This window comes from Phytohabitans aurantiacus (genome assembly GCF_027923225.1).
Taxonomy (GTDB): domain Bacteria; phylum Actinomycetota; class Actinomycetes; order Mycobacteriales; family Micromonosporaceae; genus Phytohabitans; species Phytohabitans aurantiacus.
In genome coordinates, this window is sequence record NZ_BSDI01000037.1 from 21045 (window position 1) to 45915 (window position 24871).

Here is a 24871-nt window from a genome sequence, read left to right on the forward strand (position 1 = left end):
CGAGGCCGTTGCTCCCGCGGCCTCACCCATCACCTTTCCACGCCCACCCCCGACGGGGTTGGCGGATGTGGAACCGCGCGGGGTGAGGCCGCGGGAGCAACGGCACGGAGCACGGCGGACGCCGCGGCAGCTCAAAACTCTTTCGATCCCGAGATCGTGGCGACTGGCTGCCCCTGGAGGGGCAGCCAGTCGCCACAGACGCCGCACATGTCGATGCTCGCGCGTGGCGCGCCGCCGGCGGCGCGGCCAAGCGGCACGCGGACCGGGCGCGCGCGGCGGGCGGGTCCACGGCCGGCGGGTCGTGGCTCGTCGATCAAGGCCATTCGCATCGATCAAGGGCAAACGCACGCGGAAAAGAGATCGAACCACGTGCATTTGCCCTTGATCGACGGAAGGGGGCGGCGGAACGGGCGGAAGGCGGAAGGGGGCTCGTTAGCAGGAGACGGTGTTTTCGTACTGGTTGGTGCGGTAGCCGGCGGTGTTGGATTCATACGCGCTGTAGCCGCGGGTGCCCCTCGGGGCGATCGTGTAGCAGGAGCTGTCCGGGCCGTTGTTGACGACGACCTTGCGGCGCACGGTGCTTCCGCTGCAGTTGAAGTAGTTCCAGGTCCACTTGCGCTGCCACGTCAGTGTGTCAGGGATGTGGGTCCACGAGCCGTAGGTGACGCTGGTTCCGCAGGCGTAGGCGGGGGTGGGGACGACGAGTGCGCCAGCGATCGCGAACGCGCTGAACGCGACAGCCAACGATTTTCGACCGAGCTTCGACATGACGGCCACTCTCCCGATCATCGAGATCCGCTGATGCAGATATTCGCATAAGTGCGCGCCAGGCTCGCCCGAGCGACCGCCGATCTTGTGCGAATCTTGAGGGCCGGCACCTGCGAGAGATCCACTTATTCACCCTTGTCTCTTGCGCGGCGGCGCCGCGTCCGTCACAGTTACCCGCTAGTAGAAATAATCTTCACATTTGACGGAGCGGGGAGGTCGCGGATGGACGAGCCGGAACACGCCACCACGGTGAGTCGGCGGCGGGCGATGGGCCTGGCCGGCGGCGTGCTGGCCGGAGCGGCGGTGGCGCAGGCGGTGACCGCGCCCGCTTTCGGCGCCGCGGCCGCGCAGGACGCGGATGCCATCGTCGTCGGCGGCGGACTCGCCGGGCTGGTCGCGACCGCCGAGCTGGCCGCGGCCGGGCGCAAGGTGATCCTGCTGGACCAGGAGCCGGAGTCCAATCTGGGCGGTCAGGCGTTCTGGTCCTTCGGTGGCCTGTTCTTCGTCGACTCGGACGAGCAGCGGCTCATGGGCGTCAAGGACTCGCGCGACCTGGCGTGGCAGGACTGGCTCGGCACCGCGGGCTTCGACCGGGGTGTCAGCGACCCCGCCGGGCAGGACTACTGGGCGTACAAGTGGGCCGAGGCGTACGTCAACTTCGCGGCTACCGAGAAGCGCTCCTGGCTGTACGGGCTGGGCGTGCGGTGGTTCCCGATGGTCGGCTGGGCCGAGCGCGGCGGCGGTCACGCGGACGGGCACGGCAACTCCGTCCCCCGCTTCCACGTCACGTGGGGCACGGGGCCGGCGGTGGTCGAACCGTTCGAGAAGCTGGTACGCGCCGCGGTGGCCTCCGGGAAGGTCACGCTCAAGTTCCGGCACCGCGTCGACGAGGTGGTTCGCACCGGCGGTGCCGTCACCGGTGTACGCGGAGCCGTGCTGGAGCCCAGCACCGCCGCCCGGGGCAAACCCAGCTCGCGCACGGTGATCGGCGACTTCGAGCTCCGCGCGCCGGTCGTGATCGTCACCTCCGGCGGTATCGGTGGGAATCACGACCTGGTCCGGCAGAACTGGCCGGCGCGGCTCGGCCCGGCACCCGGGTACATGGTGACCGGCGTGCCCGCCCACGTCGACGGCCGGATGCTGGCGATCACCCAGCGGGCCGGCGGGCGGATCGTCAACTCCGACCGGATGTGGCACTACACCGAGGGGCTGCGCAACTACGACCCGATCTGGCCCGGGCACGGCATCCGCATCCTGCCCGGCCCGTCGTCGATGTGGTTCGACGCCAAGGGGAAGCGGTTCGGCGCCCCCGACTTCCCCGGGTACGACACGCTGAACACCCTCAAGTCGATCACCGCCTCGGGCTACGACTACTCGTGGTTCGTCACCACCAAGAAGATCGTCGCGAAGGAGTTCGCGCTCTCCGGCTCGGAGCAGAACCCGGACCTCACCAACAAGAACATCTGGCAGCTGCTGTCTCGGATCTGGCAGACGCCGCAGCCGATCCAGAACTTCCTGGACAAGGGCGCGGACTTCGTCGTCGCCGCCACCCTGCCCGAGCTGGTCACCGGCATGAACCGGCTCGCCGGCAGCGACCTGATCGTCCTCGCCGACCTCAAGCGGCAGATCGAGGCGCGCGACCGCGAGATCGAGAACTCGTACAGCAAGGACGCCCAGGTGATGGGGATCCGCAACGCGCTCGCGTACCCGGGTGACTCGCTGAGCCGCACGGCGTCGATCCACCGCATCCTCGATCCCGCCGCGGGACCGCTGGTCGCCGTACGGCTCAACATCCTTACCCGCAAGAGCCTCGGCGGCCTCCAGACCGACCTTTCGGGCCGCGTCCTCGATACCGCCGGCCAGCCCATCCCCGGCCTGTACGCGGCCGGGGAGGTGGCCGGGTTCGGCGGCGGCGGTGTGCACGGGTACCGGTCCCTGGAAGGGACGTTCCTCGGCGGCTGCCTGTTCTCCGGTCGCCAGGCCGGCCGGGCGGCGGCGGCCGCGACCGCCACCTGACACGGAGTAACCTGCGGTCATGGACCGCGCGGTGGATGGCGAGCAGGTGGCCGCGTCGCTCGCGGACCGGCTCGCGGCGGTGACCTTCGTCGACCTCAGCGCCGACGAGGTCACCGCGCTGCTCGTCGACTCGATCGTGGAGTGGGCGGTCGACCAGGGCTGGCGGGCCTACCGCAGAGCGCCCAGCGTGATGCCGCTGCCGCCGCCCTATTCGCACCGTCACTCGTGGATAGACGTCGGATGCGCCCGCCCCGACGGCACGCCAATCGCCGTCGAGATCGACCGCACCGGCCGCCAGCGCACCGTCGACAAGCTTCTCGCCGAGGCCGAGGCGGGCCGGCTCGCCATCTGGGTGCGGTGGGGCACCGGCCGGTTCGCGGCGCCGCCGCCACCGGTCGAGATGGTCACCCTGGAGGTGACCGCACGCCGCGCGTCCGGAGGGTCGGGCGCGTCCGTCGCATCCGGCGGGTCCGGCGGGTCCGGGGCCGGCCGGTCCGGCGGTTCGGGCGGGTCCGGGTCCGTCGGATCGGGCGGGTCCGGCGAGAAGGGGCAGCGGTTCAGCCGCCAGCCAGCGCGCGAACGGCCGGCGCCGGCGCACACCGCCGCGGCTCTCAAGACCGACGAGCAGCCCGATCTTTTCGCGGGCCCGGCCTGATCGCGGGGTTCAGGAGCGCGGCCGGACCAGCCCCATGTCGTACGCCAGGATGACGGCCTGGATGCGGTCGCGCGCGCCCACCTTGGCCAGTACCCGGCCGACGTGCTTCTTGACTGTCGACTCGGTCAGGACGAACTGGTCGGCGATCTCGGTGTTCGTCAGGCCCTGCCCGATGGCGAGCAGGATCTCCCGTTCGCGCTCGCTCAGCGCCCGCAGCCGCGGGTCGTCCGGCGGCGCCTGTTCGGTGGTGGCGGGGCCGCTGCCGATGTACGCGTCCATGAGCCGGCGGGTCAGGCTCGGCGAGACGATGGCGTCGCCGGTCGCGACGGCCTGGATACCAGCCAGCAGCTCCTCGGGTCGGGCATCCTTGAGCAGGAAGCCACTCGCGCCGGCGCGCAGCCCCGCGTACACGTACTCGTCAAGGTCGAACGTGGTCAGGATCAGGATGCGGGTGCGGCCACCGGAGGCGGTGATGCGCCGGGTGGCCTCGATGCCGTCCATGCCCGGCATGCGTACGTCCATGAGCACCACATCAGGTCGCAGCTCGGCGGTCATCCGCACCGCGTCGGCACCGTTGCCGGCCTCGCCCACGGCGCTCATGCCGGGCGTGCCCTCCAGCAGCATGCGAAATCCCAGTCGCTGCAACGGCTGGTCGTCCGCGATCAGCACGGTGGTCATGCGTGTCCCTGTCCTGGGTCGGTGGCGCGCGTATGCAGCACCACATCTACCAGCCAGCCGCCGCCGGGGCGCGGGCCGATGGAGACCTCCCCGTCGTACAGGCCGGCACGCTCGCGGATACCGACCAGCCCGTGCCGCAGCTCGTCCGGCTCGGACGGCCGGCGCTCCGAGCCGGTGTCGGTGACCCGTACCCGCACATCGTCACCGTCGACGGCGACGCTGACCTCGGCCGCGGCGGCGGCACCCGCGTGCTTGAGGGTGTTGGTGAGCGCCTCCTGCACGATCCGGTACACCGTCAACTGCGCGCCACGGCCAACGGAGTTGAGGTCACCGGTGGTCTGGTAGGTGACGTTCAGCCCGGCGGTGCGGACCCGTCGCAGCAGCGTGTCGATGTCGGCCAGTACCGGCTGGGGGTTCAGTTCGGCGTCGCGGGGCTCGTCTCGCAGTACACCAAGAAGACGCCGCAGCTCCGCCAGCGCCTGGCGTCCGGTCTCGCCGATGGCGCGCAACGGCTCGGCGGCCTGCTCCCCGCGACTCGCCGCCAGCACCGCGCCCCCATCCGCCAGCCCCACCATCACGGCCAGATTGTGGCCGATGATGTCGTGCATCTCCCGCGCCACCCGCGCCCGCTCCGCGGCGGCCGTCAACCGCACCCGCTGATCCCGCTCGACCTCCAGCCGCGCCGCCCGATCCTCCACCGCCGCCAGATAGGCGGTGTGGGTGCGCACCGCGAGCCCGATCGCGACAGCCGCCGCCGTGGTACCCAGCAACAGGAACACCCCCGGCACCGGACGCGAGACCGGCAGGAGGAAGAAGGCCGCGGCGGTCACCTCGACGACGGACGCCGCCACCGCCCACCCGAGCGCGCGCAGCGGCCCGTAGCGGGCGAGGCTGTAGAGGGCCACGAGCATGCTGGCGCCAGCGTCCAGCCACACGCCCAGTGACCACGTGACAAGCACGACGGCCGCGACCACGGCGAACGCCACGGTCGGCGCCCGCCGGCGCCACCACAGCGGCAGCACGAGCCCGACGACCAGGAGAACCACCAGCACGGTGGGCAGGTCGGTGCCGGCGGCCGCCTCGCCGAAGGGGCCGTCGGGGTGGTCGGAGCCCAGGTCCCCCAGCCCCAGCAAGAGGACGCCAGCCATGACGGCGACGTCGAGTACCCACGGGCGGTGCTTGTCCGCCTCCGCCAAGCGGCGACGGGCGGACAGCAGCCTGTCCTGCGTGGGTACGAGGTTGGCGCTCATCGCCCCATTTTCCCTGCCCGCCCCACTCACCCCGCGCGACAAAACACCCTCGGCCCGCGCCGCGGCCCGCTCCGCCCGCAGCGCGCCCGCCGCCCGCCCGCGCGCCCCGCCCCGCCCGCCGCCCGCCGGGGGCGGCGCCCGCCGGAGGCGGCGCCCGCCGGGGGCGGCGCCAGGCCCGCCGGGCGCCCCCTCTCCGCGCCGATCAAGGGCGAACGCACGTGGTTGGATCTCTTTTCCGCGTGCATTTGCCCTTGATCCATGCAGATCTCCTTGATCGACGCCGCCGAATTGAAGCGTGTCGCCGCGTCTCGCAAGGCCGCGGTTACGCGCGGTCCGAGCCGGCGCGATCAGCGCCGCGAGCAGCGCGGAATTGTCTGACCGCTGCCCAACTAAACGGCGTTGCCACCGGCCCGCGGCCCGAGGAGTCAACCGCGGCAAAAGCTGTGAACGTTTGTGGCTGCTGGAGCAACCACAAGTGTTCACAGCCCGAGAGGCCGGCCGCGCGACCCAGGACAATCCGGTCAGGCAGCGCCCGCAGTGCCCAGCCGCCCCCAGTGGCCGGGGCATTGACAAAAACTTCTTTTACGTAAAGACTGGTTTTCGCTATGAGAGATGTCGTGTACCTCCACCAGATCGAGCAGGCCGAGGCCCTGCTCAAGCCGCAGCGGATCGAAGTGCTGCGGCGGCTCGCCGAGCCCCGGTCGTGCACCGAGGTGGCGGTCGAGCTCGACCAGACCCCGCAGCGGGTCTACTACCACGTCAAGCGCCTGCTGGACGCCGCCCTGGTCCGCCAGGTGGCCGAGCGCCGGGTGCGCGGGATCAACGAGGGGATCTACCAAGCGGCCGGCCGGTCCTACTGGCTGTCCCCCAGCCTGGTGGGCCGGATCGGGCTGCGTCAGACCCGCGACCGGCTCAGCCTGGGCTACCTGGTCGACCTGATGGAAGACGTGCAGGCCGACGTCGCCGCACTCGACCTCACCCGGCCGGACCTGCCCTCGATCGGCGTGTCCGGTGACATCCGGGTGCGCCCGGAGCAACGCAAGGCGTTCCTCGACGAGCTGCAGCAGACGCTGCAGGACCTGTTCACCCGCTACGGCGGTGCCGAAGGCGACGCGTTCCGCCTGGCCGTCGCCTGCTACCCGAAGGGAAATCCCGATGACCGAGCCTGACCTGCGCCTACGCGCCGTCGTTCCGGCCCCGTTGAAGGTCACGTACGAGGCGTTGACCGACCCGGCCGCGCTCCGCGTGTGGCTGGCCGAGCACGCCGATGTCGACCTGCCCGGCAAGTACGAGTTCTGGGGGCGCTACACGCCCGATGGCGGGCAGCCGCACCAGCGCGTGCTGCACGTCGACGAGCACACCATCCGGTTCGCCTGGACCCTGGACGGCGTGGAGACCACGACACAGATCGAGGTGGCCGAAGACAAGGATGGCACGCTGGTCACGCTGAGCCAGAGCGACCTGCCCACCTTCGCGGACGTACTGGCCGACAAGGCCGGTGCCCGCGGCGCCCTCCAGACGTACTGGTCCCTGGCGATCGCCAACCTCGCCGACTATCTGGACGGCCGCGAGCTGACCCCCAGGTGCGACTTCACGTCGAGCGAGCTGCGCGCGTCGGTCGTCATCGACGCCGCACCGGATGCAGTGTTCGACTCGATGATCAAGCCCGAGGTGTTCCGCGAGTGGTTCGGCGCCAACGTGGACATCGAGCCCTATGTGGGCGGCCGCTTCGCGATGGGCGGATTCGAGCTGGATCCGGGCGGGGCGAAGTTCGTCGAGTTCGAACCGGGTCGCAAGGCGACCCTGCGATTCGCCGACGGCGAGACCACCAGCTGGGAGCTGGAAGGCTCGGACGGCAAGACCCGGCTCACCACGATGCACAGCGGGTTCGACCCCGCCAACCCGCCATACGCGGCCTGGGGCGGCTGGCTCGGCGGCATCGCAGGGCTGCGGCGGTACCACGAGCTGCCGCGCCGGCGCTCCATCTGGCGCCAGGTCGAGATCGCCGGTGTCCCCGGGGGCATGTTCGCGATCGACGAGTGAAACGATCGACGAGTGAGATGAGTGCCGACGTCTCGTGGAAGTCCACGCTGGCCGCCATCGGGATCGCGATCGCCGGATCGGTCGCCGCGAACAGCGTGATCGCACTGGTCGCTCGCGGCCCGCTGGACGCCCCCTCGGAGTTCCAACCGCTCACCCCCGGCGCCTACGTGTTCCTGACCTCCGTCGGCGTCATCCTCGGCGCGGTCGTCTGGCGGCTGATCGTCGCCCGCAGCCGCAACGCGACCAGCGTGTTGCGCTGGCTGGTGCCCACCGTCGTGGCCGCCTCGCTCCTGCCTGACGTGGCACTGCTGGTCGCCACCGAATCGCAGCCGGGCATCACGACAGCGGGCGTGGTGGCGCTGATGCTGATGCACATAGCGGTAGCGGCGGTCGCCGTGCCAACCTTCCGCCGATACCTGCCGCCGCGCACCTGAGGCCCGTTCCCAGATCTCCCCCGCACCTTCACCAGATCCTCACCGGCGGCCGCAACCGTGACCGTACCGTCGCGATCATGCCGTTGACCCTGCCGACACATCCGCTCGCCGTCCTGCCACTCAAGCTCTGGCGGCCGCGCTGGTTCGACGGCGTGGCGCTCGTGGCCGGCGCGGTCGCGCCCGATCTCGCCTATGCGATCGACGGATACGGCGTCACCATCCACAGTCACGCCTGGCACGCTCCACTGTGGTGGGCACTGCCGATCTCGCTCGTCGGTGTGCGGCTCGCACGGTGGGCAGCACCGGCCGTGGCGGCCCACCTGCCCGCGGGTGGGCCGCTCGCGCTGCGAGACTACGGCGTCCTCGGCGGCGTGCACCATCCATGGTGGACAACCGCGATATCGGCGATCCTCGGCGCCGTCAGCCACATCGTGTGGGACGCCTTCACCCACCCTACCGTCGACGGCGGCCGAGTGCTGTTTCCCTGGCTGCACAACTGGGTCACACCAGAGTTGCCGTGGTGGCGACTACTGTCCATAGTGTCCGACCACATAGGCTTCGTCGCGGGCATCGCAATGGCGCTCCACATCGGCAGCGCCCGGCTGCTGCGCCGCTGGCACGGGCACCCTCCCCCGGCACCGCGACGACCGGTAGCGTTCTGGACCGCCGCCTTCGCGGTCGCCGCCGCGGGCATGGCGCTCCTCCCGCTCCAGCCCGCCCAGCTGATGCACAACCAGGCCATCCGGTGCCTGGTCATAGCCTGCGCCGCACTGCTCGCCGGCACGACCGCGACCCACCTAATGGCAGCGCCACAAACCCCCGCCCCCACCAGCTGACCCTCCCTCCACCGACGGCTGCCCGCTCTCCGCGCCCGCTCTCCGCCCGGCTTTCCGCCGGCTTTCCGCCGATCAAGGGCAAACGCACGCGGTTCGATCTCATTTCCGCGTGCATTCGCCCTTGATCCACGCAGATCTCCTTGATCAACGCCGAGTGAAGCGTTACGGCGCTGTGTCAAGGCTCCGACGCGCACGACCCAAACCCTCGCGGCCCGCGCCACGACCGGCCGGATTGCCCACGATCTGGCAGGGCCACTGGGTCAACCAGACCTACTTCTCGTGTAGCGACGTCATCTTCACCGGCACGAACGCCACCAGCACCGTCGCCGACGAGCACGCTCACCATGGGAAATCGTCGACCCTCCACCGGAGCGCAGCGACGACGCCGGACCATGACAACCACACCGAGTGCCCACTGAGCTGACGGTTCAGTGGGCAGCCCGCGGGCGGGGATGGGAGGCGGGGCGCCCGAGGTCATGGCCCGTGACAGACTGGCCCGGTGACCGCGATGCAGAATTCACCGGCCGCAGGTGTGGAACGCCGGCGCGACGCGGAGCGCACCCGCGCCGAGATTCTCGACGTGGCCGCCGCCGAGTTCTCCGAACGGGGCTACAACGGCGCGCGGGTCGACGAGATCGCCGCTCGCACCCGCACGACCAAGCGGATGATCTACTACTACTTCGGCGGCAAGGAACAGCTTTACATGGCGGTGCTCGAACGCGCGTACACCCGGATCCGCGCCGCTGAGCAGGCGGTCGAGGTCGACCACCTCGACCCGGTCACCGCGATCCGCAGGCTCGCGGAGATCACCTTCGACCACCACGAGGCCCATCCCGAGTTCATCCGCCTGGTCAGCATCGAAAATATCCACCACGCCGAGCACATGGCCGAGCTCGCCAGCCTCGTCGACCTCAGCATGCCCGTGATCCAGCTGCTCGACGGGATCCTCAAGCGCGGCCGGGACGCCGGGGTCTTCCGCGCCGACGTCGACGCGATCGACGTGCACATGATGATCAGCTCGTACTGCTTCTTCCGGGTCGCCAACCGCGACACGTTCGGCTCGCTGTTCGGCCGCGACCTCGTCGACCCGGCACAGCACGACCGGTACCGGGTAATGCTCGGCGACATGATCGTCAGCTACCTGACGGCGGGCGATAGACAGCCGTGACCGACGAGGCTCCCACCACCGCCCTGCTCGAACGCGTGCTGGCGCCGGCCGCCGAGGTGCTGATCGTGGAGGCACCGCCGAGCGACCTCGGCCGGGCCGGTGCCGCGCGGGTTGTCGTGTCCGGGGCGGAGATCAGCGAGCTGGCCCGGCTGCTGGCGGTCGTCGACGGCGGCACCGGCGACCGCTGCCGGTGCCTGGGCTGGCCGACAATTGTCGTGTCCGACGCGGGTGGCCACGAGATCGCCCGGTGGACGCTGCACCATCAGACCGGCATCCGCGGGCTCGGGTACTGCGATGCCGAACTGCGGGACGGCCCCGCGCTCACCGACTGGCTGGCCGCGCGCGGCCTGACCGGGTCGCTCAGGGCCCAGCGGATGCTCGCCCGCCAGGACGCCGAGGCCGAGAAGCGACGCGTCCGGTGGGTTGAGGCCGCGCCGCCGGGCCTCGCCGAGGCCGCCGAGGCGGCCTCACGGCGCGAGGCCGGCGCGGAGGAGAGCCTGGCCGCGCTGGTCCGCAGCCGGTACCCGGACGCCGTCGAGCGGATCCGGACGCTCGCGGCCTGGGCCGGTTTCCCGCCTCGCCAGCCAAGCGGTATCCCCTGGCACGAGCTCGCGCCCGAGCGCCTGCTGCTCACCGAGCCCGCTGAGTCGATCTTCAAGGCGCTGGCATCGGCACCGTTGACGCCGGAGCAGCTCGACGGCGCCGCGGAGCTGTTCACGTCCACGGCGTGGACACGCGCACGGCGCGCCCGAATCCCGAGGTCGCTGAGGTCGTCGCTGATCGCTCACGTGACGGCGACCGGCACCGACCCGATGAAGTTCCGGATCGCCTCAGGGTTTTAGCAGGTGTCAGCCGCGAGACGCTGGAACTCGGCCGCGATGCCGCTCGTGTAGAAGTCGACCGTCTGGGTCAGCGCGATCGCGGTCAGGTCGCGGTTCGGGTCGTTGTGCCAGGCCGTGCCGAAGCCGCCTTCCCAGCCGTAGCGGCCCGGCTCGGAGATCTCGTCCGGTGCGACGCTGACGGCCATGCCGTACCCCCAACCACGCCCGACGAGCGGGAAGAATCCGGCGGCGGCGACCTGCTCGGGCGTCAGGTGGTTGGTGGTGAGCAGCCGCACCGACTCCGCGGACAGCAGGCGGCGGCCACGGTGCACTCCCCCGGCGCGCAACATCCCCGCGAACGCCAGGAAGTCGTCGATGGTCGATGCCAGCCCGGCGGCGCCGTCCGGGAACGCCGGCGGGCGGGTCCACTCGCTCGGCGGGGAGACCGGCCACGGTTCCAGTCGCTGCGTCTCCTGGTTCGTCGCGTACATGCCGGGCAGCCGGGCGGCATCGCTGGCCGGCAGCCAGAAGCCGGTGCGCCGCATGCCCAGCGGCCGCAAGAGGCGCGTGCGCAGGAAGTCGGGCAACGACTGGCCCGAGGCGCGCGCGATCAGCACGCTCAGCACGCGCGCGGCGGCGTTGTACTGCCAGCGTTCGCCCGGCTGGTGCATCAACGGCAGCGTGCCGAACAGCCGGATCCACTCGTCGGGCCCGTGCGGCGTCGGCGGGTACGGCACCGACATCACCAGTCGCAGGTCGTTGGCCGCCTTGATGATCGGGTAGTTCTCCGGCTCGAAGGTCGGCTCGAAGATCATGCCGTATCCCATCCGGAACGTCAGCAGATCCTCCACCGTGATCGGGCGGGTCGCCGGCACCGTCTCGTCGAGCGGCCCGTCGATCCGCGCCAGCACGCGCCTACCGGCCAGCTCCGGCAGGAGCCGGTCGACCGGTTCGTCCAGCGCGAGCCGGCCCTCCTCGACCAGCAGCATCGTCGCCGCGCCGATGATCGGTTTCGTCAGTGACGCGAGCCGGAACGGCGTGCCGCGCCGCATCGGCTCATCGCCGTCGAGCGAGAGCCTTCCGAGCGTCTCGACGTGTACCGCGGCGCCGCGCGCGACGGCGTAGACGATCCCGACCAGCTCGCCCCCGGCGATGCGCGCGGCCATCGCCTCGCGCAGCCGGGCGAGCCCGGCCCGCGGCAGCCCCGGCGTGCCGCTCGGGCTCGCCGAGGCCGACCCCGAACCCGCGAGGAGCGACGCGCCCACCGCACCTGCCCCCGTCAACAGCGCTCGCCTGTCCATGTGCGATCTCCCCTCGCTCAGCCAACCAGTAGAACCGAGACCTGTTTCATTTCTGCTTCACGCCGCCCAGGGCGGGCGCGGGTATCGTGCTCCGGTGCAGATCCGACCGTTCGCAGACGCTGACTGGGCCGCCGTGTGGGCCATCGTGCGCGACGTGGTGCGAGAGCAGGAGACGTTCCCGTACGACCCGGGCATGACCGAGGCACAGGCGCGCCAGACCTGGATCGAGACCCCGCCGGGACTGACCGTCGTCGCCGTCGACAACGGCACCATCGTCGGCACGGCGAAAATGGGCGCGAACCGTTCCGGACCCGGGTCGCACGTGTCGACCGCCAGCTTCATGGTCGCCGCCGACGCCCGCGGACGCGGCGTCGGCAGCGAGCTGTGCCGGTACGCGCTGGACTGGGCGAAGGACGCCGGATACGCGGGGATGCAGTTCAACGCCGTCGTCGAGTCGAACCACGCGGCGGTCAAGCTCTACGAGCGCAACGGCTTCACCGTCATCGGCACCGTGCCCCGCGCCTTCACCCACCCAACCCAAGGCCGCGTAGGCCTACACATCATGTACCACGAGTTCTAACCCCACGCCCCTCGGCCTCGCCCGCCGGGCCGCCGCCGCCCGCGCCCCGGCCCGCCGCCGCCCGCGCGGCGCGCCCGCGCCGCCCGCCCCCGCCCGCGCCGCGCGCCCCCACTCCCGCCGATCAAGGGCAAAAGCACGTGGTTCGATCTCTCTTCCGCGTGCATTCGCCCTTGATCGACGCAAATGCCCTTGATCGACGGGCGCAGGCCCTGCCGGCACCGCACCCCGGCCGCGGCCACCGATGTGGACAGACAAGCTTCGAGCTACCGCGACGTCCGCCGCGCACCCGACCGCTGCTCCCGCAGCCTCACCCTCCGCGCACCCAAGCCCCCACCCGCCGCCCGCCTGCTATCCGGGCACGGTCGATGCCCCTTCTGCCCGATAACGCGGCACCCTCGGTTTCAGTCTTCCGTGACACCGGCGCGTTCCTCGAGCCGCTCGATGCGGCGCATCAAGGGTTGCAGCTCTTGCCGGACCATGGCCGCCACGGCCGCGATCGGGTCCGCGCTTCCGTCGCCGCTGGCGGCGGGTTGGCCGGTTTGGGCGCGCAGGTGGACGTAGCCGGCCAGCGCCGCCGCCACCGCCCGGCGGGTCAGTCGCAGCTCGGCGCCCATGGACCGCAGGGTCTGGCCGGCTTCCCCGTCGGGCTCGGCGACCAGGCCGAGCAGCAGGTGCTCGCAGCCGACGTAGTTGTGACCGAGCGCGGTGGCCTCCGTGACGGCCATCTCCAGTGCGTTCGCCGCCGGACCGCTGAAACGCCGGGAGCCGTCGCCGGCGACCACGATCTCTGCCGACGGCTGGCGGGCGAGTTCTCGGGCCAGCTGCTCCGGTGCGATCTCGATCGCCTGCAGCACGTGCAGGGCCAGGTTGCCGCCCTCGGCGAGCATGCCGGCGAGCACGTGACTGGTGGTCACCGCCGCCGCCTGCTCGGTCTGGGCCTGCTCGGTCTGAGCCTGCTCGATACCGAGCTTCAGCGCGGCGCGGGCGCGGGCGGTGAGGTGTGGCATCCGGGCGGCCAGGTCGGCGTCGTCCAGTTCGCCGAGGGCGGTTTCCCGGATCGCGGTCACCCGCCGCACCGCCTGCTCCAGAGCGCGCTGGCAGACGGCGGAGACCGGTACGCCGGCTTCCTTGACGGCCTCGGCCAGCTCGTCGGGCAGATAGACGTTGATCTTTGGCATCACGGGGCCTCCTTGATTGTCGCGAGCGTCGCAGCTTGCATAACCCTTGTATACCCCCTTAGGGGTTACATGTCCAAGAGCGGCTCAGCGGTAGCCTGGCCCCGGAGACGACCATGGGGGGACGGCGGCGATGGCACGGCAGCGAGCCGGGCGGCGGTCGGGTGGGCCGCGGGTGCCCTACCGAGGGCCGGGCTGGAAGCAGCATCCGGCGCTGGGCGTCGACGTCGGCGGCGTGATCGTCACGCTGGCCGACCGGGACGAGGACACCTCGTTCTTCGGCACCCGACCGCTGGAGACTCCGGCGGTGGAGGGCGTCTTCGAGGTACTCGCCGCGCTGACCGACCAGACGTTCGCCGGCCGGGTTCACCTGGTGTCCAAGGCCGGGCCCAAGGTCGCCGCCAACACCCGCGACTGGCTGGCCCATCACGACTTCTTCAGCCGCACCGGCATCCCTGACACGCACCTGCATTTCGTGCGGGAGCGCAGGGACAAGGCCGAGGTGTGCCAGCGCCTCGGTATCACCCACTTCGTCGACGACCGGCTCGACGTACTGGCCCACCTCGACACGGTCGAGCACCGGTACCTGTTCCTCGGCGGCACCGCCGAACCGGTCACACAGACCATCCCGCCCTGGGCGACAGTGGTCTACGAATGGGCCGAGTTGATGGACGCGTGAGTCTTCTCGTCGTGGGCGGCAGCGGCCTGCTCGGGCTCGAAGTCACCCGCCAGGCGCTGGCCGCCGGCCGCCGCGTCACGGCGACGTTCCACCGTCATGCTCCCGCCCTCGGCGGCGCGGACTGGAGAGGGCTGGACATCCGCCGCCGTGACGACGTCGTGGCGCTGGTAGGCGCGGCGCGGCCCCGCGTGATCGTCAACGCCGCCTACCGGCAGGCTGACTGGGCGACCACCGCTGACGGCGCCGCGCACGTCGCCCTCGCGGCGGCGGCCGCCGGAGCCCGGCTCGTGTACGTGTCCAGCGACGCGGTCTTCTCCGGCGCCGCGGTCCGGTACGACGAGACGCGCGCCCCGGATCCCACGACGCCGTACGGCGCGGCCAAGGCGGCCGCCGAGACCGCGGTCAAAGGCATCGTCCCATCCGCGGTCATCGCCCGGACTTCGCTGATCGTCGGCGGTGGCGCGTCCCAGCACGAAAAGCACGTGCGCGCGCTGGCCTCGGGTGCCGTGAAAGGTGTCCTGTTCACCGACGACGTGCGCTGCCCGGTACACGTCACCGATCTCGCGTCCGCGCTGCTGGAGTTGGCCGCGTCGCCACACGCCGGGATACACCATGTCGCCGGCGCGGACGCGGTCAGCCGCTACGAACTCGGTGCGCTGATCGCACGGCGGGACGGGCTCGACCCGGCCGCCCTTCCGTCGGGGCTCCGCGCCGGCTCCGGCATGCCCGGGCCTGTCGACGTGCGGTTGGACTGTGCCATGACTCAGTCGCGACTGGACACCCGCCTACGCGGCGCGCACGAATTCCTGTAGCCGCCTCAGAGAACGATTTTGGCGATTTCGGCCGCTCGCCGCCTGGCCCGCGGCATGTGCGAGACGAACATCCACGAACCGGCGTCGCACGCGCGGCACGCCCTCGCCCGGCCGATCTCGGCGCGCCGGCCGTCGGCGGCGACAAGCAGCATGTGGTGCCGCTCCTGCAGCCGGTGGTCGCAGCGCCGGCAGACACCGACCTCGACCCGGGTGGCCGTGTACGAATAGTGCTTCTCGGCGTACCGGATCTGCTCGGCCTGAACGCCCTTGACCTTCAGCTCAGGGTTGCGTGGCGTGCCGCCGAGCAGCCCGCCGAGCACCGAGTGTGACACCGCGTCGCCGGCACCGGATACGGGGTGGAAGACCCGCCGGATGCGGGCGAACGAGTCTGTCGAGTGGCTCAGCAGCCATTCGTCGTCGGCTTCGACCCGCCACGGCTCCCAGTCACGCATGACCGATCACCCCTTGAGTGTGCCACGGTCGCGGCGCCTTGTCCGGTCGCGTCCAGCCGCGTTCAGTATCCGGCTCACCGTCCCGACCTGATCGTGAGACTGGCGTGATCCAAACAGACCAGTCCCCTCCTGAAGGGAACGGGAATGTCAATACCAGCACACCATCCACGTACCAGAAAACCCAGTCGGCGGGCCGTGCTCGCCGCCGCGATCGCCGTCATGGCACCGATGGCCTTCATACCGACCGCCGCGGCGGCCGAACCGGCCGACCAGCCCGCTCCGGCCAGGGGTGGAGCCGTCATCGCCGGCGCCGCGACGGACCTGGCCGGTGCGCTCGCCGAGCACCGGGGCATCGGCCGGGACGCGGCCGAGAGGCTGCTGCGCGCCGAGAACGCCCAAGTCGAACTCGCCGGCCGGCTGACCGCCGAGTTGGGCGCGAAGACCGGTGGCAGTTACCTGTCCGGCGGCGAACTCGTCGTCACCGTCACCGACGCGGCCTCCGCCGCGAAGGTGACCGCCGCCGGCGCCAAGGCTCGCGTCGTCGCGCGCGGCGACCAGCAACTGCGGTCGATCCAGCGGGCGCTGGAGAACGCGCCGAGCGAGCCGAACACGACCTGGGGCGTCGACCCGCAGACCAACCAGGTGGTGGTGAGCCTGCCGAAGTCGGGCGCGAAGAACGCCGCGCAGCGCCTGGCCGCACGCAGGTTCGGCGCGGCGGTGCGGTTCGAGACCGAGAGCGGCACGATCCAGCCGAACGTCGGCATCTCCAGCGGCGACGCGATGGGTGGCTGCTCGGTCGGCTTCACCGCGACGGACAACAGTTTCAATTACATCATCACGGCCGGACACTGCACCCAGGGCTTTCCACATTGGACCCTGCCGGACGGTTCCGACGTCGGGCCGTCGCTGGAAAGCAACTACCCGGGCGACGACTTCGGCCTGATCTGGATGAACGGTCCCTCGGTCTGGCCGACCGGTGTCTTCAACCTGTGGCCCGGCTCGCAGGGCATCCACGGCTGGGCGACCGCCGTGCGCGGTCTGTCGGTCTGCAACTCCGGCAAGACGACGGGGCTGCGGTGCGGCACCGTCCTGCGAACCAACGTGACCGTCAACGGCACCGGCGGCACCGTGCGCCAGATGGTCGAAACCAACATCTGCACCCTCGGCGGCGACAGCGGCGGGCCGCTGTTCGCCAACCACATCGGGTACGCGCTGAACTCGCACGCCAACCGAAATGGCAGCCAGTGCAACGCCACGCCGCGGACCTGGCACCAGCCCGTGGGCGAGGCGATCAACGCGTACCAGGTAGTGATTTACGGCGCGCCGTGACCGGACGAAGGAGAATTGGCATGAGACTCACGAGGTTCCTCCGCTTCGCTGTCGCGGCCGCCGCGACGACGGCGGCGACACTGGCCGTGGCCGCGAGCCCCGCGCACGCCGACCTGTGGCAGCACACCGACGGGTTCGAGGGGAGCCCGGCCTCGGTGTGGGAGTTCCACCGCTCCGGCGCCGGCAGCGGCACGTTCGAACTGAGCGCCGGCACAGCGCGCACCGGCCTGAACAACGCCCACCTCACCACCTCGGCCGGCGGCTGGTCCGGCGTGGGCAAGCTGCTCACCGTCCGGCCCCGTACGGTCGGGCACGCCACCACCTGCGGCGGCGGCTTCCACATCCGGGCGCTGAACGGGCCGGCGGTGCTCAACGTCGAGGTGATCGACCCGGCCAGCTGGACGTATCTGGCCCTGCGCACCGTACGCGTCACCGACACGGTCTGGCGGCTACACAACGTGGCCACCTACCAGAACGGTCCCGCCGAGGTGTTCTTCCGGGTCTCGCTGCTCGGCGGCAGCGGACCGGTGCGGGTCGACGACATGATCTTCCAATGCACGTTCTTCCGCTGAGCGGGTGACGCGCGGGTCAGCCAGCCGTGTAGTACGACGTCACGGCTGGCTGGCCGGTGTAATTCGGGCCGGTGCGGTCATCGGCGCCAAGGTAGGTGTACGGCAAGGACACCTGGCCCGGGCCCGTGCGCGACACCTTCCGCTCGCGGGGATCGACCGTGAAACCGGCCGCGTGCAACGCCGTGACGAGCGACCGTCCGGCTGGCCGGCCCGAGGCGAGCCCGACGCTGTCCAGGTCGAGGTCGGCGACGAAGAGGCCGCCTTGAGTGAGCCAGCCCGCCGCGCGGGCCAGCACACCCAGCTTGTCACCCACATAGTGCAACCCGTGCACGCAGGTGATGAGATCGAACCGGCGTGACGGCGACCAGGCCGTGGCTGAGGCGCAGCTCAGGCTCAGCAGGTCGGCGGGGTGCGGATTGGGGTCGAAGAAGTCGACGAGGTCGACGCCGACCATCCGCACCCGGTGCGCCAGCCCGGCCCCGACAAGCTGATCCGCGGCCTGCACGAGCGGGCGCCCGGTGCCGCAGCACAGGTCGAGCCAGGCCACCGGCCGATCGTCGTCGCGCTCCCCGAGCCGGGCCAGGAGCCACTGCAGCGGCTGGAAGCCGAGCTCACGCTCGTAGCTGTTGACGCCGTCGAGCTGGCGTTCGCGATTCATGGCACAGTTGGCCACGACCGATGACGACTCCAGCTGCTCGTCGCTCAACAACCGATCCGCCACGACGCCCAGCCTGCCACAATCCGCGTCGCCACCACGCCCCACCCGGGCCGAGACTTTGAGCTACCGCGACGCCCGCCGCGCTCCATACCGCCGCTCCCGCGGCCTCACCCTCCGCCGTCCCCAGACCCAACCCCCTCCGCCGCCGCCGGCTACCAGTTCAGCGACAGGGTGCCGATGAAGGTGCCGAGGCGGTCGGCGATCAGCTGGTCGTCGCGGGTGGAGTAGTGCCAGTGGCAGCCGAGCAGGTCCAGGCCGGTGCCGTCCTGCAACCAGTACCGGACGCGGCTGTCGCCGGCCGCGGTGCGTTCCTGCACCACCTGCTGGACGTAGTCGGCGAACGGGCTGGCGCCGACCGCGACGATGGTCGTGTTGGCGCCGTACCGGGTGCGCAGCTTCTGCAGGAAGCCGCTGTACGCGCTGCGGTAGGCGGTGACCAGGCTGTCGGCCGTCCACGGCTCGCCGGAGCCGAGGGCGGTGGAGAAGTCGTTGGTGCCGAGGAAGACCACGACCAGTTGCGGACGCCAGGTGCCCGGATTCCACACGTCGCCGGCCATGCTCAGCAGCGCCCGGTCGTAGTACGTGCGGTAGTCGGTGCCCAGGTCGCCGCCGGCGTAGTTGCGCACCATGCCCTTACCGGAGATCGCGTTGATCTGGTAGTCAGCGGACAGCCGGCGGGCGGTCAGGGCGCCATAGCTCAGGTCGGCGTTCGTGGTGCGGTTGACCTGGTCGCCGGCGCAGTCCCGGGTGCCGGAGGCGTTGCCGTAGCCGGCCGTCAGCGAGTCGCCGATGAACTCGATCTGCCGGGTGCGGGCGGCCGGCTTGGCCAGGATCGCGCCACCGGGGGCCGCGACGAACCCGCCGAACTCGCTGACGCTCCACGGGTTCTCGCTACGCTTGACCAGGCGTACCGTGTGCTCGGCGTTGCTCAGGCCGTTGACCCACCGGGTGCCGGCGCCGGGCGTGACGAGGGTGGTGACGGTCGCGCCGTCGACCTGGACGTCGTAGTCGGCCGCGCCGTCGTTGAGCACGATCCCGACACCGGTGCCGCGGACCCGGCCCTCGAAGTAGACGCCCGGCCAGCTGTACTGCACGGCGCTGCCGCTGGTCTTGACCCGCCCGGCGGTGTGCACCTGGGACAGCACGTCGCCGGTCGGTGGTGTCGTCGGGCCGCCCGTCGGTGAGGCGCTGGCCGAGGGCGAGGCGACGCCGCCGGTGCAGGTCGTCCCGTTGAGCGCGAAGCCCGCCGGCACCGGGTTGCTGCCGGTCCACGAGCCGTTGAAACCGAAGCTGGCGCTGCCGTTGGTCGGCAGGTTGCCGTTCCACGCCGCGTTGCGGGCCGTCACCGCCGCTCCGCTCTGCGTCAGCGTGGTGTTCCACGCCTGTGTCACCTGCTGGCCGGCGCCGAACGACCAGGTCAGCGTCCAGCTGGTCAACGGGTCGCCGAGGTTCTTGACGGCGACGCTCGCACCGAACCCGCCAGTCCACTGGGAGGTGACGCTGTAGGTGACGGCGCAGCCCGCCGCCGCGGCGTTCGCGGCGGCCGCCACGACGGTCGCCGCGCCAGCCAGCGCGGCCGACGCGGTCACCGCCACGACAAGCCTGGTTCGGGATCGGTACGAGGTCATGGCTACTCCGTTCGACATGCGTCAGCCATCGAAGTATGACGATCTAGCAAACCCTTGGCAATGCCCCGCCGGCGGCGGGTGGATACCCTGTCTGGCATGTCCATGGCGAGCTCGCTGACCGACCAGCTTCAAGGCTGGGGTACGGCGGGAGCCGCGCTCGTCGCCTTCGCGGCGTTGATCGCCGGAATCGCCGCCTATCGGACGCAGTCCGGGCAGCTGCGTCTGCAGCAGCAGCAGATCAACGACCAGGCCGAGGTGCTCGCGTTGCAGGCGGAGGAGCTGCGAGCGTCCATCAAGGACCGTCAACGAGAGGAGATGGAGCGGCAGCGGGCGCAGGCGGTACAGGTGTACATCGTCCAGGAGACGCGGGACTTCGTGGGCGACCGGGGTCGCCGCGGCCGGCGTCTGGCCGCCACGGTGCGCAACGTGAGCCCTTTGCCGGTACACGATCCGGCGATCATCTGGCACGAGACCGGCGGGGAGATCACCGGCATACTGCCGCCGTACCTGGCGCCGGGCGACTCGGTGAGCCACGAGTACCTTCCGGTCGACGAGACGCCCGATCCGCCGGCGAACGTCTTCGCGACGGCCCGGTTCCGCGATGCCGCCGGTGCGGTGTGGGAGATCGCTCCCCACACGACGCCACGGTTGATCCGCATGGCGCTGGAGCTGGTCGACGAGTAACCCGATCGGTGTCTGGTACCCCTTTCGCGGCTGCCATATCATCGGGTCAGCGCGACTCGGACGGAGTGGCCGGGTGAATGATTCCCTTTCGGACGACGGCTCTCCTTCCGTCGTCGGGCAAGCCGCTCCCGGTGCGATCGACCGCCGCGAGCTGCTGCAGTCCAGTTTGATCCTGTTGGGCGGAGAGGTCTCCGCTCGCGCGCTGCGTCCGCCGTCAGGTGTGGCGCTCGGGATCGCGGAGCTGCTGGACAGCGCCCGGAGCACGCCCACGGTCATGGACTCGTTGCAGGTCGCCGTCACCTACTTCGCGAGCTCGTTCGACGAGCACGACTTCGAGGAGCTGTACGACTCGCTGACCCAGCATCTGAAGATCGTGCTGGGTCTGCTGCGCCGGCCCGCGTACCGCCACCGCCGCGACCTGTGCCTCTACGGTGCGCGGCTGTCCGGGATGATGGCGCTGCTCACGCACATGCAGGGCAAGCTCAACGAGTGCCTCAGCCACTACAGCAACGCGTACGCCTTGGCCGAGGAGATCGGCGACCAGGGCATCATGTCGTGGGTGATGGCGGAGCGGGCAGCCGTCGCGTGGTCGGTCGGTAACGCTGCCGCGGTACTGGCGTTGACCGAGGGCGTCGTCGACGGCACCCGAGGCGCCAACCGGGCCAACATGGTGAGCAATCTGGCGCAGGCCGTCGCCCGCACCGGCGACCGGTCCCGCGCGGTGAAGCTGATCGTCGCGGCCGAGGCAGCCGCCGAGGCGATACCGCAGTCGGAGAACTCGGATCGAGCGGGCACCCCGATCTGGGGGTTCTCGCCCAGCAGCACGATCACCAACACCGCGATCGCGTGGCTCAACCTTGGCGAAGCGCGGCGGGCGCTGGAGTCCGCCCAGCGCAGCATTGAGCTGTTAGGCGACCATGCGCTGCATCGACACGCGGCCCACGCCAAGATCATCATGGCGACCGCGCACGTCGGGCTCGGCGATCCGGCCGAGGCGAGCCGCCTGGCCACCGAGGTGATCCAGAGTGCTCCGCAGGACGTGTACATCGTCTCGCGCCAGTCGACCGATCTCCTGCGCGCGCTGGATCAGCACCGGGCGTCGCCGGAGGTGCGCCAGCTCCGCGAGGTGATCAGCCACTACGAAAAGCGGCTGGAGGCGGCCGCGAAGTCCGCTTACGACGGCGACTTGGCGTAGACGAGCCCCGCGGCGCGCAGGTCCTCCAACAGCATCCGCAGGTCTGCCGGCTGGAAGGCGTCGAAGCGCCGGTACACCTCCTGGATGTGGATCGGATCGCCGCTGACCAGAACGCCCAGCAGGTCGGCGATGGACTCGTCGAAGGTCCACCGACGGCCATCGGCGTACAGGTGGACGGCGCCGGAGGCGGTCTTGATCGACGCCCGCGGCGCGGCGAAGCACACCAGGAAGTCGTCGCCGGGCGGAAGCAGGTCGCCGGTGGCGGAGGCCGGCAGGCCGAAATGCTGGCGGCCCCTGGCCTGTAGGTCGCGGTACTGGACAAAGCTGCGCAGGAGGTCCGCATCCCAGATCTTCGTGATCGCCTGAAGCAGGTCGTCCATGTAGGCGGACTGCTCGTCGTCTCCGCCGAGAATGGGCATGTCGCGACGGAACACGAGGTCGCCGAGCATCTGGTCCGCTACCCACTCCAGAAGATCGGAGCCGGTCGCCGACGCGACGCCAAGGGTCACATGCATCGCCGGCGGCTCCACCGTCTCGACGCTGTGCCACCAACCGCGCGGGAAGTAGAGGACGTCACCCGGGTAGAGGACCTCGTCTATCAGGATCTTCTCCGGCGGCGCCGACCGCACGACCATGTCCCGCAGCAGCGGCGCCTCCCTGGTCGGCTCGTAGATCCGCCACCGCTTGGCGCCATGTATCTGGAGCACGAACGTGTCTACCTGGTCGGTGTGGCTGCCAAAGGCCGGCTCGGTCGTGCCGCTCACGTACGCGCAAGCACCGACCTGCAGGCGCAGCTTTCGCTCCAGACCCATCGCGACGCTCTGCAGCGGATCCCAGAGCTCGTCGACCGAGTCGAGGATGAGCGTCGCGCCCTGCCGAACCTGCGTCAGCAGCGGCGCGGCGAGCACCCGCGCGGCGGTGCGCCCCGCACCGGTCGACACCCGCTCGGTGTACCGCTCCGGAGGCAGCGCCTCGCCCTGCCGGACCAAGCGCAACCGCGGAAATTCGAGGCGGTTGTGGCTCAGCGCCGCGTTCAACGCCTCCCACGGAAAGAGCCCGGCGAACCGGTCGCGATCACCCGGCGCGTGCAGCGGTCGCCGGTGGTAGATGTCGGTGAGGAAGTCGGCTTCGGTCGTCGGCGCCAAGAGATCGGCAAGCCCCAATGCCATGCCTAGCGCTCCTTGTCGCGATAGCCGGGGAGCAGTTCGGGGCTTGAGGTCGTGTCCTTCTCGTCCTGCTCCTTCACGACCGGCGGCCGCTCCACCGCGCGCACAAAGGCGGACCGCGTGGTCTCGGCGTACTCCTCGTCGGTGGAGAACTCAGGCCACAGGGACGGATTCGACATGGTCGATCACCTCGCGGTCGGGGTGCGCGGGAATGTCGACACTGTACAGCGCGTGTCCGTTCCATCACCAGAGGTGCCATCGTGGGCGCTCGAACTGTTCAGGTGCGGCATGCAACCGTCTCGTGAACTCACCGGTGTCTGAAGCATGCACGGTTTAGGGGGAGGGCTCAGTGCTGGACGCTGAGGACTTTGACGAGTTCTACCGCAGTACTCGCGTGCGGGTCAGCGCCTATGTCTATGCGCTGACCGGCGATCTCACCGAAGCGCAGGACGCTACCCAGGACGCGTACGCCCGGGCCTGGGAGCGTTGGGCCAAGGTGCGCACCTACGACAGTCCGGAGGCGTGGGTGCGGACTGTCGCCCGGAGGTTGGCGACCAACCGGTGGCGCAAGGCGCTGTCCCGCGCGGTCGCCCACCGGCGACACGGTCTGGTCGAGTCGGTTCCAGGACCGACCGAGAACGTCGTCGCCATCACGGCGGCGCTGCGGCAGATCGTCGAGCCGCAACGGGTCGCCATCGTCCTGCACTACTTGATGGGGCTGACGATCGCGCAGGTCGCCCGGGAGACCGGCGTACCCGAAGGCACGGTCAAGGCCCGACTCTCACGCGGACGCGCCGCACTGTCCGGCCTGTTGAGCATCGACGTCAAGGAGCCGGACCATGCCTGAGCTCGATGAAGTTCTGAGCCCTCTCATCCAATCCACTAGTGAGGTGACTTTCCAGATGCCATCAGAGATTCGCCGCCGTGGCGAGCGTCGCCGTATCCTGCGGCGGACCGCAGTGACCGGGCTCGTCCTCGTCAGCGTCATCGGTATCGGTGTGGGGTCGGCGTGGGCGCTGAACGGACCGGCACCAACGCCGGACGTGGCCGTCACGCCCTCGCCCAGCACGCCACCCGCGACGTCGGCCCCACCGACCAACCCGCCCACCCACACCACCACCCCGCCTCCCACCACCCCGCCGGCCACCAGCCCGCCGACCGGATCGCCGCGGTCGACCGGCGAACCGGCGACGCCGCGGTCGATCCCCACGACCGCCATGCTTCGGCCGGCCGACGTCGGATCCGGTTACACCGCCTCGGACGCACAAGAGGGCGACGACCACGGCTCAATCTCGATGATGATGAGCTACTGCGGTCAGGGTGACTACACCAACGCCGGCGAGCACCGGGTCGTGAACCGCAAACGCAGCGTGCGCCGCGACGACGAACACTACGTCCTCGAAGAGGTCAGCGCATACCAGAACACGTGGGCCGCCCGCCACATGGACGACCTACGCGCCGTCCTACCACAATGCACCACCATCGACATCATGGGCGACCCGAACGCGCGGGCCACTTTCACCGTCGTCGACTCCAACTTCACCGGTGACGAAGCCATCCTGCTCAAGGAAACCCGCAACGGAATCGTCCAGTACCACGCGGTGGTACGCCAGGGCAACGTCGAGGCCCGACTGCGTATCCACACCGGGGCAACCCAGAGTCAAGCCCGCGCCATCGTCGTCGCCGCGGCGGCCCGCCTCTGCAACGCCACACCCACCTGCTGACCTGACATCCGACCAGCGGCTCGCCGTAGCCCCGCCGGCTAAGCCGGCGGGGCTACGGACGGCGCGCACGGCCTTCCTCGTGTCGCCACTCCCCCACGGTTGCCCTTGGTCGTGCCGGTACGCTCAACGTCGGTCACGTCTCGTGATCGTAGGAGTGGCCGGCAAAGCGATTCCGGGCCGGATCTAC

The 24871-nt window shown here is 70.5% G+C and carries 28 protein-coding genes; 18 read left to right on the forward strand and 10 right to left on the reverse strand.

The features are described from left to right. Window positions 1-432: 432 nt before the first annotated feature. Window positions 433-768 (reverse strand): hypothetical protein, encoded by a 336-nt coding sequence (locus tag QMG73_RS30505; RefSeq protein ID WP_281901413.1) that lies wholly within the window; start codon window positions 766-768, stop codon window positions 433-435. Window positions 769-990: 222 nt separating this feature from the next. On the opposite strand from QMG73_RS30505, the gene QMG73_RS30510 reads away from it, so the two are divergent. Next, window positions 991-2784 carry an FAD-binding dehydrogenase gene (locus QMG73_RS30510; protein ID WP_281901414.1) on the forward strand — a complete coding sequence of 598 codons (1794 nt, stop codon included), beginning with the start codon at window positions 991-993 and terminating at the stop codon, window positions 2782-2784. A gap of 19 nt (window positions 2785-2803) precedes the next feature. Further along, window positions 2804-3439 (forward strand): hypothetical protein, encoded by a 636-nt coding sequence (locus QMG73_RS46235; protein ID WP_309299545.1) that lies wholly within the window; start codon window positions 2804-2806, stop codon window positions 3437-3439. A 9-nt stretch (window positions 3440-3448) separates the two neighbouring features. On the opposite strand, the gene QMG73_RS30520 is transcribed toward QMG73_RS46235, so the two are convergent. Further along, entirely contained in the window at window positions 3449-4117 is a 669-nt protein-coding gene (locus tag QMG73_RS30520) for a response regulator (RefSeq protein ID WP_281901416.1), read from the reverse strand. Next, a complete protein-coding gene (locus QMG73_RS30525; protein ID WP_281901418.1) occupies window positions 4114-5367 on the reverse strand; it encodes a histidine kinase in 1254 nt (417 codons plus the stop codon). Before QMG73_RS30525 ends, QMG73_RS30520 begins: the two co-directional genes overlap by 4 nt. 605 nt (window positions 5368-5972) lie before the next feature. On the opposite strand from QMG73_RS30525, the gene QMG73_RS30530 reads away from it, so the two are divergent. The 7 genes from QMG73_RS30530 (at window position 5973) to QMG73_RS30560 (ending at window position 10690) form a co-directional block, all read left to right on the forward strand. Further along, window positions 5973-6536 carry a winged helix-turn-helix domain-containing protein gene (locus QMG73_RS30530; protein WP_281901419.1) on the forward strand — a complete coding sequence of 188 codons (564 nt, stop codon included), beginning with the start codon at window positions 5973-5975 and terminating at the stop codon, window positions 6534-6536. After that, window positions 6523-7410, forward strand: a complete 888-nt coding sequence (locus tag QMG73_RS30535; protein WP_281901420.1) for an SRPBCC family protein — start codon at window positions 6523-6525, stop codon at window positions 7408-7410. Before QMG73_RS30530 ends, QMG73_RS30535 begins: the two co-directional genes overlap by 14 nt. Window positions 7411-7427: 17 nt before the next feature. Continuing rightward, complete coding sequence (locus QMG73_RS30540) at window positions 7428-7844, forward strand: DUF6069 family protein (protein ID WP_281901421.1); 417 nt, start codon at window positions 7428-7430, stop codon at window positions 7842-7844. Between the two features lie 77 nt (window positions 7845-7921). After that, window positions 7922-8680 carry a DUF4184 family protein gene (locus QMG73_RS30545; RefSeq protein WP_281901423.1) on the forward strand — a complete coding sequence of 253 codons (759 nt, stop codon included), beginning with the start codon at window positions 7922-7924 and terminating at the stop codon, window positions 8678-8680. Window positions 8681-8912: 232 nt separating this feature from the next. After that, complete coding sequence (locus tag QMG73_RS30550; RefSeq protein WP_281901425.1) at window positions 8913-9104, forward strand: hypothetical protein; 192 nt, start codon at window positions 8913-8915, stop codon at window positions 9102-9104. A gap of 84 nt (window positions 9105-9188) precedes the next feature. After that, window positions 9189-9848, forward strand: coding sequence for a TetR/AcrR family transcriptional regulator (locus tag QMG73_RS30555; protein WP_281901503.1), 660 nt, complete (start codon window positions 9189-9191; stop codon window positions 9846-9848). Continuing rightward, window positions 9845-10690: a hypothetical protein gene (locus tag QMG73_RS30560; protein WP_281901427.1), complete on the forward strand. Its 846-nt coding sequence runs from the start codon at window positions 9845-9847 to the stop codon at window positions 10688-10690. Before QMG73_RS30555 ends, QMG73_RS30560 begins: the two co-directional genes overlap by 4 nt. Here QMG73_RS30560 and QMG73_RS30565 read toward each other — a convergent pair. Further along, window positions 10687-11970: a serine hydrolase domain-containing protein gene (locus tag QMG73_RS30565; RefSeq protein WP_281901429.1), complete on the reverse strand. Its 1284-nt coding sequence runs from the start codon at window positions 11968-11970 to the stop codon at window positions 10687-10689. The genes QMG73_RS30560 and QMG73_RS30565 overlap by 4 nt on opposite strands. A gap of 94 nt (window positions 11971-12064) precedes the next feature. Between QMG73_RS30565 and QMG73_RS30570 the strand changes: the two genes are divergently transcribed. After that, the gene (locus tag QMG73_RS30570; protein ID WP_281901431.1) at window positions 12065-12550 is read left to right on the forward strand and encodes a GNAT family N-acetyltransferase; all 486 of its coding nucleotides are present in this window, start codon (window positions 12065-12067) and stop codon (window positions 12548-12550) included. Window positions 12551-12951: 401 nt separating this feature from the next. Here the strand turns inward: QMG73_RS30570 and QMG73_RS30575 are convergent, their stop codons facing one another. Further along, complete coding sequence (locus tag QMG73_RS30575) at window positions 12952-13728, reverse strand: Clp protease N-terminal domain-containing protein (RefSeq protein WP_281901505.1); 777 nt, start codon at window positions 13726-13728, stop codon at window positions 12952-12954. 130 nt (window positions 13729-13858) lie between these two features. Between QMG73_RS30575 and QMG73_RS30580 the strand changes: the two genes are divergently transcribed. Continuing rightward, entirely contained in the window at window positions 13859-14404 is a 546-nt protein-coding gene (locus QMG73_RS30580; RefSeq protein ID WP_281901433.1) for a hypothetical protein, read from the forward strand. Next, window positions 14401-15216, forward strand: a complete 816-nt coding sequence (locus tag QMG73_RS30585; protein WP_281901434.1) for a sugar nucleotide-binding protein — start codon at window positions 14401-14403, stop codon at window positions 15214-15216. Before QMG73_RS30580 ends, QMG73_RS30585 begins: the two co-directional genes overlap by 4 nt. A gap of 5 nt (window positions 15217-15221) precedes the next feature. On the opposite strand, the gene QMG73_RS30590 is transcribed toward QMG73_RS30585, so the two are convergent. Next, the gene (locus QMG73_RS30590) at window positions 15222-15668 is read right to left on the reverse strand and encodes a hypothetical protein (RefSeq protein ID WP_281901435.1); all 447 of its coding nucleotides are present in this window, start codon (window positions 15666-15668) and stop codon (window positions 15222-15224) included. 228 nt (window positions 15669-15896) lie between these two features. On the opposite strand from QMG73_RS30590, the gene QMG73_RS30595 reads away from it, so the two are divergent. Both QMG73_RS30595 and QMG73_RS30600 read left to right on the forward strand, forming a co-directional pair. Then, window positions 15897-16997, forward strand: coding sequence for a S1 family peptidase (locus QMG73_RS30595; RefSeq protein ID WP_281901437.1), 1101 nt, complete (start codon window positions 15897-15899; stop codon window positions 16995-16997). Between the two features lie 20 nt (window positions 16998-17017). Further along, entirely contained in the window at window positions 17018-17569 is a 552-nt protein-coding gene (locus QMG73_RS30600; protein ID WP_281901438.1) for a hypothetical protein, read from the forward strand. A gap of 16 nt (window positions 17570-17585) precedes the next feature. Here QMG73_RS30600 and QMG73_RS30605 read toward each other — a convergent pair whose 3' ends face one another. Then, window positions 17586-18290, reverse strand: coding sequence for a methyltransferase domain-containing protein (locus QMG73_RS30605; protein WP_281901440.1), 705 nt, complete (start codon window positions 18288-18290; stop codon window positions 17586-17588). Window positions 18291-18439: 149 nt separating this feature from the next. After that, on the reverse strand, window positions 18440-19915 hold the full coding sequence (locus QMG73_RS30610) for a cellulose binding domain-containing protein (protein WP_281901441.1): 1476 nt from the start codon (window positions 19913-19915) through the stop codon (window positions 18440-18442). A 96-nt stretch (window positions 19916-20011) separates the two neighbouring features. Between QMG73_RS30610 and QMG73_RS30615 the strand changes: the two genes are divergently transcribed. Further along, window positions 20012-20599, forward strand: coding sequence for a hypothetical protein (locus tag QMG73_RS30615; RefSeq protein WP_281901442.1), 588 nt, complete (start codon window positions 20012-20014; stop codon window positions 20597-20599). A 73-nt stretch (window positions 20600-20672) separates the two neighbouring features. Then, complete coding sequence (locus QMG73_RS30620) at window positions 20673-21794, forward strand: hypothetical protein (RefSeq protein WP_281901444.1); 1122 nt, start codon at window positions 20673-20675, stop codon at window positions 21792-21794. Here QMG73_RS30620 and QMG73_RS30625 read toward each other — a convergent pair. Next, on the reverse strand, window positions 21773-22963 hold the full coding sequence (locus tag QMG73_RS30625; protein ID WP_281901446.1) for a cupin domain-containing protein: 1191 nt from the start codon (window positions 22961-22963) through the stop codon (window positions 21773-21775). The genes QMG73_RS30620 and QMG73_RS30625 overlap by 22 nt on opposite strands. 2 nt (window positions 22964-22965) lie before the next feature. Further along, a complete protein-coding gene (locus QMG73_RS30630; RefSeq protein WP_281901448.1) occupies window positions 22966-23139 on the reverse strand; it encodes a hypothetical protein in 174 nt (57 codons plus the stop codon). Window positions 23140-23309: 170 nt separating this feature from the next. On the opposite strand from QMG73_RS30630, the gene QMG73_RS30635 reads away from it, so the two are divergent. Together QMG73_RS30635 and QMG73_RS30640 are read left to right on the forward strand one after the other, a co-directional pair. After that, window positions 23310-23807, forward strand: coding sequence for an RNA polymerase sigma factor (locus QMG73_RS30635; protein ID WP_281901450.1), 498 nt, complete (start codon window positions 23310-23312; stop codon window positions 23805-23807). A 112-nt stretch (window positions 23808-23919) separates the two neighbouring features. Beyond that, window positions 23920-24684 carry a hypothetical protein gene (locus tag QMG73_RS30640; protein ID WP_281901451.1) on the forward strand — a complete coding sequence of 255 codons (765 nt, stop codon included), beginning with the start codon at window positions 23920-23922 and terminating at the stop codon, window positions 24682-24684. The last annotated feature ends 187 nt before the right edge of the window (window positions 24685-24871 follow it).